At 36.6% G+C, this 14148-nt stretch carries 11 protein-coding genes; 5 read left to right on the top strand and 6 right to left on the bottom strand.

From position 1 onward, the window contains the following. Positions 1-9: 9 nt before the first annotated feature. Positions 10-1812, bottom strand: coding sequence for an excinuclease ABC subunit UvrC (gene uvrC, locus NG809_RS12560; protein WP_262151129.1), 1803 nt, complete (start codon positions 1810-1812; stop codon positions 10-12). Between the two features lie 186 nt (positions 1813-1998). Between uvrC and NG809_RS12565 the strand changes: the two genes are divergently transcribed. Beyond that, positions 1999-2820 carry a GLPGLI family protein gene (locus NG809_RS12565; RefSeq protein WP_262151132.1) on the top strand — a complete coding sequence of 274 codons (822 nt, stop codon included), beginning with the start codon at positions 1999-2001 and terminating at the stop codon, positions 2818-2820. A 63-nt stretch (positions 2821-2883) separates the two neighbouring features. Here NG809_RS12565 and NG809_RS12570 read toward each other — a convergent pair whose 3' ends face one another. After that, the gene (locus NG809_RS12570) at positions 2884-3645 is read right to left on the bottom strand and encodes a hypothetical protein (protein WP_262151133.1); all 762 of its coding nucleotides are present in this window, start codon (positions 3643-3645) and stop codon (positions 2884-2886) included. Positions 3646-3773: 128 nt separating this feature from the next. On the opposite strand from NG809_RS12570, the gene hutH reads away from it, so the two are divergent. From hutH to NG809_RS12585, 3 genes are all read left to right on the top strand, one after another. After that, the gene (gene hutH / locus NG809_RS12575; RefSeq protein WP_262151134.1) at positions 3774-5264 is read left to right on the top strand and encodes a histidine ammonia-lyase; all 1491 of its coding nucleotides are present in this window, start codon (positions 3774-3776) and stop codon (positions 5262-5264) included. A 10-nt stretch (positions 5265-5274) separates the two neighbouring features. Next, entirely contained in the window at positions 5275-5748 is a 474-nt protein-coding gene (locus NG809_RS12580) for a DUF2059 domain-containing protein (RefSeq protein ID WP_262151137.1), read from the top strand. Between the two features lie 142 nt (positions 5749-5890). Further along, the gene (locus tag NG809_RS12585) at positions 5891-7384 is read left to right on the top strand and encodes a S8 family peptidase (protein ID WP_262151140.1); all 1494 of its coding nucleotides are present in this window, start codon (positions 5891-5893) and stop codon (positions 7382-7384) included. 53 nt (positions 7385-7437) lie between these two features. Here NG809_RS12585 and NG809_RS12590 read toward each other — a convergent pair whose 3' ends face one another. The 4 genes from NG809_RS12590 to NG809_RS12605 form a co-directional block, all read right to left on the bottom strand. Beyond that, a complete protein-coding gene (locus tag NG809_RS12590; RefSeq protein WP_262151142.1) occupies positions 7438-8610 on the bottom strand; it encodes a carboxypeptidase-like regulatory domain-containing protein in 1173 nt (390 codons plus the stop codon). Positions 8611-8733: 123 nt separating this feature from the next. Next, positions 8734-9558: a 4,5-DOPA-extradiol-dioxygenase gene (ygiD, locus tag NG809_RS12595; RefSeq protein WP_262151144.1), complete on the bottom strand. Its 825-nt coding sequence runs from the start codon at positions 9556-9558 to the stop codon at positions 8734-8736. Positions 9559-9735: 177 nt separating this feature from the next. Next, positions 9736-10248 carry a YceI family protein gene (locus NG809_RS12600; RefSeq protein ID WP_262151146.1) on the bottom strand — a complete coding sequence of 171 codons (513 nt, stop codon included), beginning with the start codon at positions 10246-10248 and terminating at the stop codon, positions 9736-9738. Between the two features lie 896 nt (positions 10249-11144). Next, on the bottom strand, positions 11145-11336 hold the full coding sequence (locus NG809_RS12605; protein ID WP_056034800.1) for a cold-shock protein: 192 nt from the start codon (positions 11334-11336) through the stop codon (positions 11145-11147). Between the two features lie 667 nt (positions 11337-12003). Between NG809_RS12605 and NG809_RS12610 the strand changes: the two genes are divergently transcribed. Beyond that, positions 12004-14148, top strand: a complete 2145-nt coding sequence (locus tag NG809_RS12610; RefSeq protein ID WP_262151147.1) for a S9 family peptidase — start codon at positions 12004-12006, stop codon at positions 14146-14148.

Genomic DNA, 14148 nt, shown 5'->3' on the forward strand with positions numbered 1-14148 from the left:
GGGCTTTTTTTATATTTCCGGGTTGTCATTAAAATATTCCCAGACAACCTTTGCCTTGGTTTTCCCTAAAATTTCCTCCAAAGTCTCAAGATTAGCTTCTTTAATTCTCTTGACGGATTTCAGTTTTGATAAAAGCAGTTCAATAGTTTTTTCTCCAACGCCGGGGATTTCTTCCAGTTCCGTTTTTATAGTTGAATTTTTTCGTCTTGTACGGTGATGTCTTACGCCAAAACGGTGAGCCTCATCACGCACCTGCTGTAAAATTTTCAGCGTCTCAGATTTTTTATCCAAATATAAGGGAATAGGATCTTCAGGGAAGAAAATTTCTTCAAGCCTTTTCGCAATCCCGACGATGGTAATTTTGCCGTAAAGCCCAAGAAGTTTTAAACTTTTCACAGCGGAAGAAAGCTGACCTTTTCCACCGTCAATCAGGATTAACTGTGGTAAAGTTTCGCCCTCATCCAGCATTCTTTTGTAGCGGCGGTAGATGACTTCTTCCATGGTTTTAAAATCATCAGGGCCAACAACAGTTTTGGGATGGAAAATTCTGTAATCAGCTTTGCTGGCTTTCCCATTTTTAAAAACCACGCACGCCGAAACCGGATTGGTTCCCTGAATATTGGAGTTGTCAAAACCTTCGATATGTCTTGGCTCAACGGGCATTCTCAGCAGCTTCTGCATTTCAGCCATAATCCTGTTGGAATGTCTTTCAGGATCGACAATCTGAACCTGTTTCAATTTTTCAATTCTGTATTCTTTTGCATTTTTCTCTGAAAGTTCAACGATTCTTTTTTTATCGCCGACTTTCGGAACAATCAGTTTTACATTCGGGATTTCAACAGATAAATGGAACGGAAGCAACACTTCTTTTGAATCAGAATCAAACTTCTGGCGGATTTCAATCAAAGCTTCTTCCATAATTTCCTCATCCGTTTCCTCGAGCATTTTCTTGATTTCGGTGGTGAAACTCTGGATGATATTTCCGTTTCTTATTTTGAAATAATTCACGTAAGCTGCCGTTTCATCACTGGTCATCGCAAAAACATCCACATCATCAATATTCGGATTTACAACCGTGTGTTTCGACTGATAATCTTCAAGAATATGAAGTCTTTCCTTGATCAGCTGAGCATTTTCAAACTGAAGATTTGACGCATATTTTGTCATCTGATTCACCAGATATTCCCTCGCACGGCGGAAATCTCCCTTTACAATTCCACGGATGGCATCTATTTTTTCATCGTAATCCTGCTTGCTTTCCAGTCCTTCACACGGGCCTTCGCAGTTTTTGATATGGTATTCGAGACAGACTTTGTATTTGCCCTCATCAATTTTAGAAGGAGCTAAATTTAAATTGCAGGTTCTTAATTTATAAATATGCTTAATCGTATCCAACAAAATCTTTGCGGGACGCACCTTGGCATAGGGTCCATAGTATTCTGAGCCGTCTTTTATTTTGGTTCTGGTGAGAAAAATCCTTGGGAAATTTTCATTTTTAATACAGATCCACGGGTATGTTTTGTCGTCTTTCAACATGATGTTGTAAAACGGCTGATGTTCCTTTATCAGATTATTTTCCAGTAAAAGTGCATCGTATTCGCTGTTTACGATCGTGGTTTCCAGACGGTTAATCTTCCCGACCATGATTCTGGTGCGGTATCCTGAAAGTGTTTTGTTGAAATAGGAAAGGACTCTTTTCTTCAGATTTTTTGCTTTACCTACATACAGAAGATTTTCGTTTTTATCGTAATACCGATAAACGCCGGGCTCTGATGGTAAAGTTTTAAGCTGTAATTCTAAAGAAGGATTCATTAGACAAAATTACGGAAATTTAAATAATGATTTTCCGACAGGGAGTAGCAATCTTTTAAAACGTAATAGATCTTTCTTAGCTGAATGTTTCATCAGGTCTTTCTAATATTTTCATAATTCTCATCACTTTTCTGGTTAGATTTTAAAAAAAAAGTTAGTTTTAATAATTCAAATTAAATATTCAGGATGAAATTATTTTTCTTTTTACTGTTCCCAATGGTGTTTCTTTCAGGTCAAAACTTCACAGTTATTTATGAGTTAAAATATAAACCTCAAATCGGTAAAGATTTCATCACTGAAAATTTTTATTTAGATGTAGACAAGAATCTCTCTGTATTCAGATCTGAGTACAACAGAGAGTCAGATTCTTTAGTAAATAAAACAGGTTTCGGATATGGTTCTAAACCAACATATAATAATCAATTTGATGTGTTGAAGAATTCAGATGAAAATACAGTTTTTAAAATGGTAACTGCTCCCATGTTTGTTGATGTATATTTCATAAAACCTGATCTGTATACATGGAATATTTCTTCTGAAAAAATGATTATTGCAAATTTGGAATGCCAAAAAGCAGATACTGATTATGGTGGAAGAAAATGGACAGCTTGGTTTACTTCAAGTATTCCGTTGTCTGATGGGCCATATATTTTCGGTCAGTTACCGGGTTTAATTGTGAAAATTTCAGATGAGAATAGTGATTTTGTTTTTGATTTGGTAAAAGTGAAACAAAATAAAACTACTCCACCTTATGTCAAGAAAAAGGGAAAAGAAATTTCGTGGGATGATTTTAAAAAACTTCAGAAAAATTATTATGATCAACCATTTTCAGAGTTAAGAAGCAGGAATATTCCTATGGGTAAGGATGATGGAAACGGAAATACCAAGAGGTTAAATGAAACTGAAATGAAACAGATGGAAAACAGGATGCGAAAGCAGATTAAGGATGAGTATAATCCTTTAGAGCTTAATTACAAGGTAGATTATGATGGAAAAGGAGAGCGCTGATTTCATAAATAAAAAAGCTGCAGAATTTCCGCAGCTTTCATGATATTTTTTTTAATCTGAATTTTATCCGTTGCTCATCTCTGTGTATTCGCTGATCAGGAAGCTCAGATAATCCCATTCTACAGATTTTTTAGGATACATTTTCATAAATTCTGCGTTGTCGCCAAACAGGAAATCATAGTTATCTTCAAAATCATCTTTGTGAAGCCAGATTACTTTGTCGCCTTTTTTCACATAAAAAGATTTTGTAATTCCTCCGCTCACCTGCATTCCGCCGAAGCTCATTCCTCCGGTTTCTTTAGCTCTCGGATCGTGATAAACAGAAATAATATCGTTAAACTCAGGATTGATGAGCTGCATCAAAAATTCTTTCTCGTCTTTCTTATTTTTAAGCGAAACAGTTTGATTGATAAAGTGAATTCTCTCTTCAGAAACATTTTTGTTCATCTTTTTTCTGTTGATGTTGTTCACATTTGAAACAAATTTCATTGCCTTCAGACCTTTTTCAAAATTTCTTGGTAAAAGATACATTTCACTCACATTTTCGGCGTCAAGTTTCAGTTGCTTTTTGGTTGCGCTGTCTTTCAGTACGATTTGATAGATCTGTCCTTTTTTCATGTCAGTCTCTTCACAAAATCCTTTGTGGATGGTTCCGTCTTTAAGAATAACCGTTGAAACTTTCTTGGAAGATGGTGCAGAAAATCCTTCATTGAAGAGATACTGTTCCATATTTTTAATCTGCTCTTTGGTGTATTTTACCTTTTCCTGAGCGAATGAGAAAGCACTTGTAAGTGAAAGTGCCAGTAATAAAGCTTTAATTTTCATACATGTATGTTTAATATTAGGGCGTAAAAATAATAAAATATTTGACTTGTGCTAAATAAATTTTTGCTTCCAAAGATGCCGTTTCCAGTTCGCTTCAAAATGTGTATTTTTAGGCAAATTTTTTTAGAATGATATACGGTATAGATACTTTCAGTTTCCATGATGTTCTGGAAATCTGCAAGACCCCAAATAAAGCACAGCTTACTCAGGAAGCGAAAGATCAGATTATAAAATCTCAGAATAATGTAAAGCAGATTGTAGAATCAGACAGAACTGTATATGGGATTAATACAGGCTTCGGGCCACTTTGTGATGTGAAAATTTCTGAGGAAGAAACAGCTCAGCTTCAGTATAATCTTATTATTTCTCACGCGGTAGGAGTGGGAAAGCCTATAGATAAAGAATTTTCAAAAATCATGATGATTGCGAAAGTTCATGCGCTGTCGAAAGGTTTTTCGGGAGTTTCTCTTGAAGTGATTGAAAGATTTATTCTGATGTTGGAAAAAGACATTATTCCTGTTGTTCCGGAGCAGGGTTCTGTAGGGGCATCCGGCGATTTGGCACCACTTTCACATCTGGTTTTACCACTTTTAGGCCTCGGACAGGTTTGGGTAGGAAACGAAATCTTCGAAACTGCTGAAATTTTAGAGAAAAACAATATTGAACCATTGGTTTTAGGGCCAAAAGAAGGTTTGGGATTAATCAACGGAACTCAGTTTATTCTGGCTCACGCCATTAAAGGTTTAGAGAAATTTGAATACCTTTTGGATTTAGCAGATATGACCGCTGCAATGAGTCTGGAAGCGTACAGAGGTTCTGCAAGTCCGTTTAAAAAAGAACTTCACGACATCAGACCTTTTGAAGGAAGCAAAAAAGTGGCGGCAAGAATGCTGAAATTTTTAAAGAATTCAGACAACCTGAAAGCGCATGAATACTGCGACAGAGTGCAGGATCCATATTCGATGAGATGTGTTCCTCAGGTGCATGGAGCGAGCAGAAATGCTTTCGAACATTTAAAATTACTTACCGAAACAGAATTGAATTCTGTGACCGACAATCCGATTGTTTTGAGTGCCGAAGAATCTATTTCCGGTGGAAATTTCCACGGACAGTTGCTTGCGATGCCTCTCGATTACGCAACTTTGGCGGCGGCTGAGCTGGGAAATATTTCAGACAGAAGAAGTTATCTTTTGCTGGAAGGAAAATATGGTTTGCCAAGATTATTAACTGAAAGTTCAGGTTTAAATTCTGGTTTTATGATCCCGCAATACACTGGTGCGGCTTTGGTAACCGAGAACAAAACGCTTTGTTTCCCTGCGTCGGCAGATTCTATTCCTACAAGTTTGGGTCAGGAAGATCATGTCTCGATGGGAAGTATTTCGGGAAGAAAATTCAATCAGGTTTTAGGGAATTTGGTTAATATTTTAGCGGTTGAACTGATGTTTGCTGCACAGGGATTAGAATTCAGAAGACCTGCAAAATGCTCAAAAATTATTGAAGAAAACCACGCCATTCTCCGTTCAAAGGTTGCCAAACTGGAAGATGACAGACTAATTGGGAAAGATATGCTGGCAATAGCTGAATTGATTAATGAGAGAAAGTTTGTGGTGAATTTTTAAAACGCACAAGATGAAAAAAATTACTATTAGTTGCGCCTTAATGCTTGGGATTTTTGCCTTTGGTCAGAATTCAAAGGAAGTGAAAGTAAGGGAATTGATGACATTGACGGGAGCCGGAAATCTTGGTGTTGATGCTTCAAAAAGAATTGCCGATGCTTTCAAAGAAGTTTATCCTAATATTTCTGAAGAATTTTGGAATGAGTTTGCAAAAGAAATAAAAGCATCAGATTTGGAAGATCTAATTGTTCCAATTTATTTAAAATACTATTCAGAAGATGATTTAAACAATCTTATTTTATTTTACAAAACGCCAATTGGTAAGAAAGTAATAGCGTCTACACCCTTAACAATGAAAGAAAGCAGTGAGGCTGGAATGAAATGGGGCAAAGAAATAGGACAAAAGATTCTAAAAAAATTAGAAGCTGAAGATTCTTCAGTCAGAGTTGAATTGCCACCTCCACCAATGAAAATGCTTTCAAAATGATATAAAGTAAATAAAACTAACATATTTTTATTCAATCAAAGCTTCCAATCCGGAAGCTTTTTTCTTTCAAATTAAATTTAACCTTCTGTCTTTCAGTATAAATTAATAACTTGGCTTCACCAAATATTTTAAAATTTTATACATGAAAACAAAAGTTTTTTGCATGCTTGTGGCATTTATTGCGTTCACATCATGCAGTCAGGATGACATGCAGAGTAACCCTGCAGAAGTTCAGATGACCCAAACCGATCCGCTTACTGCAAAACAAATCAATGAGAAAATCAACGAAACCATCAAAACCGGAAAACGTTTTTCATGGAAAGAATCCTCAGATCATTTTGTCTGGAGCGGTATTTTTCAGGGAAATAAATTAGCATCAATCGGTTTTGGAAATTCTTTCGACCGAAGCGAAACGCCCGACAGCAAAGAGATTGAAAACATGATCCTGCAAACCATTGAAAAATATGAAGGCAAAAAAGACAGGATTTTGTTATCATCAGATGAGTTTTTAAACCAGATCGATGTGGTTGTAGAAAAGCAGGAAACTGTGATTGCTTTAAGAAAATTAAAGCAAATCCGTTATCTCGAACCGGCCGACTACCGATATTTTGAAAATGAAAATAAACTCAGTGGTGCTTCGAAATCAAGTTCATCCTCAGGTTGTGGATATGAATCTTTAGCTTTAAATGCATCAGATTACACCACTGTAACGCCCAATGCAAAAGCGCCATGGTCATTCGCCAAACACAATATTACTTCTGCATGGAGTTACAGCACCGGCGCAGGGGTGACGATTGGTCTGATTGATTCAGGAGTTTCTTCAAATCAGACTTTATTGGGAAGCGGTTTCAACAACGGGAATTCTTCCGGCAGAACCATCATCAAAAACGGAGTTTATGTAGATTCAGTTTGGCCGTGGAGCACTGGTTTTGACGGTTCGGATGATAAATGTGGTCACGGAACGAGCATGGCTTCGGCGATGGCGGCTCCTAGAAATAATCAGGGACAGCCGGTTGGTGTGGCTTACAATGCGAATTTAATTTCTTACCGTGCCGCATCAAATGTTGTTTTAGATGGTTATCACGAACAGAACGGTGTTAAAACCGCTTTTACCAATTTAGGAAATACAGCAAGTGTCAAAATTATTTCCATGTCAATGGGACACATTTTCTCTGTCGGAAAGATTGAAGACGGTGTAAAATATGCCTATTCAAAAGGAAAACTCATATTCTGTGCCGGAGGAACTTCTACGAGTTTTACCACTTTTGTAGGTGTAATTTTCCCTGCGTGGATGCCGGAAACTCAGGCTGTAACAGGTGTTAAAGAAAATACATCCAACCAGAAATGCGATGTCTGCCATTCAGGTGAGGAAATTGACTTTACCTACCAGATGGAGAGAGCTTCGGGAAGCAATATTCCTGTTTTGAGTTATTATAACGGACAAACAGATTACGTAGGCGGTTCATCAGTCGCAACAGCTTCTACAGCAGGAATTGCAGCTTTGGTTTGGTCTAAAAATCCATCATGGACGAGAGATCAGGTTTTAAATAAAATGAGACAGTCGGCAACGTATTATCCAACTAAAAATGCAGATTACGGCTATGGAAATATCAATGTTTTGCAGGTGGTGCAATAATTTGGATTTAAAATTAATACAATGAAAGCTTCCTTTTTGGAAGCTTTTTTGGTTTAGTCACCTAACTGATAATCTAAAGGAAGCAGATTTTCTATTTTATTGTTTGCAAATTCTCCCTGATTGGTCAGCATTCCAGGGTTAGAAGTGTTTCCGTCGGAGCTTATCTCAAAAGTTTCTCCTTCCGGATGAAGATAGGAAGTTTGAACGATTGGAATTTTAGTTTTTACAAACTGACCTTTTTTGTATTCGTAAAAATACTTTTTGAAATTAATTTGCATCATGTAATCATAATCTAAAATTAATTTTCCGTCAGTATCTTTTGTGTAGTCTGTTTCGGGAATGCGCGTTTTTGTGATAGCGATTTTGTACGCAGGTTCGGTACGTTTTCTGCCTGCAATGTCAGAAATGTCACTTGGAATGCTCAAAACTGCATGTTTGCTTTTCAGACTTGCCGTGTAATCTTTAAGTCGCTGAAGTTCGGCAGCTGTAGGATATTTTTCATTTGGAAATTTTGTAATCTGATTGACTATAAAACCCTCTGATTCTACTTTTTTAGCATAAACACTTCTGAAAAAATGAACCTGACTTCCGTCGAAAGCGTTCATTCTGTTCAGTTTCATTTTTGAATTACTTTTTGTTTCTGTAAAAAAACTGGTACCGTAAAATCTTGTGGTCTGGTTATCAAATTCAGAGACAAATTCCACCAAATTATATTTTATGGTATAGCCCAGATTTTTATTTTCGATGATTAAAGTTTGGGGAGCTTTTACGCGAAGAATCTTATTTTCAGAGTCATAGGAGAACTTGAGCGTTCTTTGGTTTTTAATCTTAACATTTTCATGATCATTTCCAATAAATGCATTCAGGAAATGACCAATGTAGCGCTTATAGGTCGCTTCTGTGTAAGGAATGATCTTTACTTCTTCAATCTTCGTGGTCTTCAGTAATTCAACCTTTAGAGTTTTGTTTAAAACTTCTGAAACGTTAATAGAATAAGAATCATATTCATCTTTATAAAAAACAAGAATTCCATTTTTAACGTTCGGAATATCTAAGCTGAAACTTCCGTCTGCTGCAGAGATTGTGCCCGTTTTTGTTCCGTCAAGGTAGATGTTTGCCTGCGGAATTGGTTTGCCTAAGTCATTGACAACAGTCCCTTTGACCTTTTGAGCTATAACAAGATAGAACGGTAAGAGGATCAATAAAAGTAATATTGTTTTTTTCATGGTTTACAATATTACTAAAAATATAGTGATAAAAAAATAACCGAAATAAATAGATCTATTTTAAGTGAAATTTAATCGGTTTTGGCTTGAAATAAACTAAAAAGTTATGTTTAAAGCTTGTTTTCAGCCAATCCTCACACTCGTCATGCTGAGCGATCCTGCAATAAGCTCGTCATTAAAAAGTCTCAGATCTTCAGATTTTTCTTTTAAACCTAAAGTATAAAGCAAAGGGAGATAATGATCCGGAGTAGGGATGGCGTATTCCAGAGAAGTACCATGGCTTCTGTAATCAATCAGATTTTGAAAATTACCTTCAGTCAGCCAGTTGTTGGTTTTTTCTCTTGCCTCAATTGCCCAGTCCCAGCCGGCTCCAACGGTGTTGATGTTTTTCCAGTCTACCATTCTGAGGTTATGAACAATATTGCCACTTCCAATAATTAGAATTCCTTTTTCTCTAAGTTTTGAAAGCCTTCTACCCAAATCGAAGTGATACTGCGGAGGCTTATTATAATCAATACTCATCTGAATCACGGGAATATCAGCTTCGGGATACATGTGTCTGATCACCGACCATGCTCCATGATCGAGTCCCCAACTGTGATCTTCTTCCGCAACCGGATTCAAAATATTCACCACTTCACTTGCCAGTTCCGGACTGCCGTGCACAGGATACTGCACATCAAACAAAGCCTGTGGAAAACCTCCGAAATCATGAATGGTTTTGGGCATTTCCATCGCAGTAACAAAAGTTCCTCTTGACAGCCAATGTGCAGAAATGCAGAGAATAGCGTTGGGTTTTTCAATTTCCTGAGCTGCTTTTCTGAAGCCCTGTACAAATTGATTTTCTTCAATAGCGTTCATCGGTGAACCATGTCCAAGAAAAAGAACGGGCATTTTTTTTGAAGGCTTAAAACTATTGCTGATATTTTCGAGATCGTGGAGATTCATATTAAAAAAAGAAACGTTAAAAAATATAAACCACAAAAGTCACAAAAGAGAAGTTTTTAAAAATTACTTTAAAAAGTTCAAAAAAGATCAATGTTCAGTAACGTTCTCTTTTTTGAACTTTTGTAAAACTTATAAACTTCAAAAGCTTTTGTGACTTTTGCGGTTTTAGAAAAAAAATTAAGCTTGCTTAACAAACTGCAATTCGCCGGCAATTTTAACTTCTTCGCTTACCATTACACCACCTGCTTCAAGAGCTGCGTTCCAGTTCAGACCAAAATCTTTTCTGTTAATTTTTGTTTCAAAAGAGAAACCTGCTTTAGTATTTCCCCAAGGATCAACGTTTACTCCACCGAACTCCACATTCAGAACTACAGATTTTGTCACGCCATTTACGGTAAGATTTCCTTCTACTTCATCATTCAAAGATGTAGATTCGAAAGTGATTGTTGGGTTTGCTTCTGCATTGAAGAATTCTGCAGATTTCAGGTGATTGTCTCTGTCATTATTGTTGGTAAAGATAGAATTTACATCAATGGTAGCATTCACTTTTGCACTTTTGAAAGTGTCGTCATCAGCATCAATTTCTGCATTAAAACTTTTAAACTGACCTTTAATATTAGAGATCATCATGTGTTTTACTTTAAACGTAACTTCGCTGTGTGTAGGATCAAGATTCCATTTTGTAGACATAATATTTTGATTTTTAATTGTTATTTAATGAAGCAAATTTAGGGCAAGACTCGTTTTTCATCCATTGATTTAGGATAAGAAATCTAATTTTAATAAAAATTTAACCTCAAAATCTACAACCTCATTCAACACACTTATCCATCATTCATCGATCATCAATCATCATTCATTACCTATTGCTTATTTTTTCTGGGAGCTGTTTCGTGCTATCCGCTCATACTCCTCGCACCACCGCTGATGCCCTCCCTTGCTGTGGGGTAACCGCTGCTATCACGGCTAGGTGCTTTTTTTGAAATGGATTTGCTATTGTACAGAAGAATGTATTTTAAGAAACCACCCCGTCAAAAATTCTGTCGAATTTTCGCTACCCCTCCAAAGGAGGGGAATTCTCACGATGTCAATTCACTTCCAATATTCTTTATATATTTAATTGATTCGTCGATTTTTCTTTTCTTGATTATCAAAGGAGGGGAATTCTGACGATGTTAATTCTAATTACTGCAGTTTTGGTGACAATTGGTTTAATAAAGATAGAAAAAAGTCGAAAATTGTATGAAAGTCCATCAATAGAGGTCCCTGCACCCTAGCAACAGGTTTGCCGGTAAGCATGAAAGCCTGTTTCACCCCTGCAGCAAACTTGCCGGAAAGTGAGAAAGCTTCTTGCACCCGTGCATGGAAGTTTCTCACCAGTATGGAATATAAAAAAAATTAAATGTAATAGTTCAGATCCCTGCGGAATGAAAGGAAACTGTGAAAATTTGCAAGCTAACGAATAAAAACATTCGTAACATTTATCTCAGAAATTAGATCTGAAATGAGGAATTTTAAGCACAAAAAAAGCAGATAAAATAAATTATCTGCCTGTATCACGATTGAAGATGATTAGTCTTCTGAGATTACGCTTTTTTCACGTTAACTGCGTTAACGCCTTTTGCTCCGTTTTGTAAATCAAATGTTACTACATCATTTTCACGGATAGTGTCTACTAATCCTGAAGTGTGTACGAAAACATCCTGACCTCCTGTTGATGGTGTAATAAAACCAAATCCTTTGGTGTCGTTAAAGAATTTTACTGTTCCTTGTTGCATTGTATTGTATTAAAAAAATTATTGTATTTGCTGATAAATTGTTTGGCTGATGCCATTATCGTTCTGATCAGCAGGTCAAAACCATAATAAATCGATTTGTAAGCAAAAAAATGATGTTGGAAATTTTTAGATCCTGAAATTACTCAGGTTGAAAAAAGGTACTGCACCTGTTCTGTGACGACAAAAATTAGCGACTGTAAAAGCGAAAACTGATAGAAGAGCGAACTCAAAGTTTCAGAAGTAGCGTCGGCAGGAGCCTGATTATGGCACAAATGTACGCATAATATATTGAAAACAAGCACTTTTTATTTTTAATCCATTATTTCAGTGAAATACTGCTTACGAAAATTTATAATTGATGACTTTAATTAAGCCTGAATTTTAGCTAAATTAAATCTCTCCATCACAATCAGTATTGCCTGAAAAAAGGTGCTCAGATGCTGAGTGTATGTTTTGTTTTGAATTAAAAGAGAATTACAAAATTTTTGATAGACATTCTAGTCGTTGAAATCTCATTTCATTTCCGACTGTTTAATGGCTGATATTTATTTCTTATTTTTGGCAGATTCTATTTAATTTTATGAAAATGGCATCAGAAATATTGTTTTATATACATTTATCCTGCTGCCTGACGACATATTATTGATACAAAAATGAAATTTTACTTATGAAACTACATAAATTATCTTTAATGATGATTCTTTTGGGAGGGACGGCTTTCGCTCAAACCCAAAAATTCACGATGGCAGAAGCCGTCAACGGTTTACGAACCAATCTGGCTGTGAAAAATATTTCTCAGTTCTCATGGTCTGCAGATGGGAAATCCTACATCAATGCGGTAAAGAACGGTTATCTGATCACAGATATCAAAACCGGAAAACAGGATACTCTGGTTTCTTTAAACCAATTAAATAAAGGCTTGGCAGAAAATAAGCTGAAAGGTTTTCCACAGGTGAAATTTACAGATGCTTCAAAAGGATATTATATGTCTGGTGGCAAAATGGTCTGGGTAGAAAGATCCGGCAGCGAATGGAAGGCTAAAAAGTCTGCAGATATGCCAAAAACTGCTGAGAATTTCAAAGTATTTAATGACAATCAAACCTTTGCATTTACAGATAAGAATAATCTTTTCGTTAATAAAAATGGAAAAACGATTGCTGTGAGCAACGAAGCCAACGAAAATATTCTTTTTGGCGCAAACAATGTTCACAGAAACGAATTCGGGATTGATACCGGAATTTTCCCCGCACCCAATTCAGAGTCAGTAGCTTTTTACAGAATGGATCAGACCATGGTAGCAGATTATCCCATTATCGATTGGTCTGTAACTCCTGCGGTCAATACAAATATCAAATATCCGATGGCCGGGAAAACTTCTCACGAAGTAACTTTGGGTGTCTTTAATATTAAATCTGAATCCACAACTTACCTTAAAATTGAGGGCGAAAAAGATCAGTATTTAACGGCAGTGACATGGAGTCCGGATTCAAAATATATTTTTGTGGGCGTGCTTAACCGTGGCCAGAATCATTTACAGATGAATCAGTACGATGCGGTAACAGGAAATTTAGTTAAAACTTTATTCGAAGAGAAGAGCGATAAATATGTGGAGCCACAGCATCCGCTTTTGTTTTTCCCAAATTCAAATACAGATTTCATCTGGCAGAGTCAGAGATCGGGTTATAATCATTTGTTTCATTACAATTTAGAGAAAGGTTTAATTGCCCAGATTACAAAGGGGGACTGGCTGGTAACTGATGTTTTGGGTTTCAACGAAAAGAAAAAAGATATTTATTATACCTCGACAGAAGTAAGCCCCACAGAAAGACATTTGTACAGAATCAACTGGAATTCCTACAAAAAACAGAGACTCGACGATGCTGAAGGAACACATGCCGGAGTTTTGAGCGCCGATGGAAATTATCTTTATGATACTTACTCAAACGCAACTACTCCGAGAAAAGTAAATGTAATCAACACCACGACTTTGAAAATTCAAAACCTGTTGACTGCAGAAAATCCTTTGAAGAATTACGCAAGACCGGAAATTAAAAATATCAATTTAAAAGCTGACGACGGAACAATTTTGTACGGAAAAATCATCCTTCCCACCAATTTTGATCCCGCTAAAAAATATCCGGCAATTGTTTATTTATATAACGGACCGCACTTACAGTTGATCAATAATACTTTCCCGGCATCTGGAAATCTTTGGTATGAATATATGGCTCAAAACGATTACATTATCTTCACAATGGATGGGAGAGGTTCTGCTAACCGTGGTTTGAAGTTTGAGCAGGCTGTTTTCAGAAACCTTGGAACTACCGAAATGAATGACCAGATGAAAGGTGTGGATTATTTAAGATCGCTTCCTTACGTAGATTCAGAAAAACTGGGAATTCACGGGTGGAGTTTTGGTGGTTTTATGACGACCAGTTTCATGCTTCGTCATCCCGATGTTTTTAAAGCCGGAGTAGCAGGTGGACCGGTTATCGACTGGAGCATGTACGAAATCATGTATGGCGAAAGATATATGGATTCTCCTCAGGAAAATCCGCAGGGTTATGCAGCTTCAAATCTTTTGGATAAAGTTCAGAATTTAAAAGGAAAACTTTTGATGATTCACGGTGCTCAGGACGATGTCGTGGTTTGGCAACATTCGGTAAAGTTCCTGAAATCAGCGGTTGATAATGGAGTACAGCTGGATTATTTCATGTATCCTGGCCATCCTCACAACGTTGGCGGAAAAGACAGAGTGCATTTAATGCAGAAAGTAACAGATTATTTTGATCAGAATCTAAAAGGTAAATAA

Origin of the sequence: Chryseobacterium foetidum (assembly GCF_025457425.1) — a bacterium.
In the GTDB taxonomy this organism is placed as follows: domain Bacteria; phylum Bacteroidota; class Bacteroidia; order Flavobacteriales; family Weeksellaceae; genus Chryseobacterium; species Chryseobacterium foetidum.

Bases quoted from the DNA above. Each gene is read 5' to 3' on its own strand.
- uvrC (WP_262151129.1), bottom strand. From the start codon at position 1,812: ATGAATCCTTCTTTAGAATTACAGCTTAAAACTTTACCATCAGAGCCC.
- NG809_RS12565 (WP_262151132.1), top strand. From the start codon at position 1,999: ATGAAATTATTTTTCTTTTTACTGTTCCCAATGGTGTTTCTTTCAGGT.
- NG809_RS12570 (WP_262151133.1), bottom strand. From the start codon at position 3,645: ATGAAAATTAAAGCTTTATTACTGGCACTTTCACTTACAAGTGCTTTC.
- hutH (WP_262151134.1), top strand. From the start codon at position 3,774: ATGATATACGGTATAGATACTTTCAGTTTCCATGATGTTCTGGAAATC.
- NG809_RS12580 (WP_262151137.1), top strand. From the start codon at position 5,275: ATGAAAAAAATTACTATTAGTTGCGCCTTAATGCTTGGGATTTTTGCC.
- NG809_RS12585 (WP_262151140.1), top strand. From the start codon at position 5,891: ATGAAAACAAAAGTTTTTTGCATGCTTGTGGCATTTATTGCGTTCACA.
- NG809_RS12590 (WP_262151142.1), bottom strand. From the start codon at position 8,610: ATGAAAAAAACAATATTACTTTTATTGATCCTCTTACCGTTCTATCTT.
- ygiD (WP_262151144.1), bottom strand. From the start codon at position 9,558: ATGAATCTCCACGATCTCGAAAATATCAGCAATAGTTTTAAGCCTTCA.
- NG809_RS12600 (WP_262151146.1), bottom strand. From the start codon at position 10,248: ATGTCTACAAAATGGAATCTTGATCCTACACACAGCGAAGTTACGTTT.
- NG809_RS12605 (WP_056034800.1), bottom strand. From the start codon at position 11,336: ATGCAACAAGGAACAGTAAAATTCTTTAACGACACCAAAGGATTTGGT.
- NG809_RS12610 (WP_262151147.1), top strand. From the start codon at position 12,004: ATGAAACTACATAAATTATCTTTAATGATGATTCTTTTGGGAGGGACG.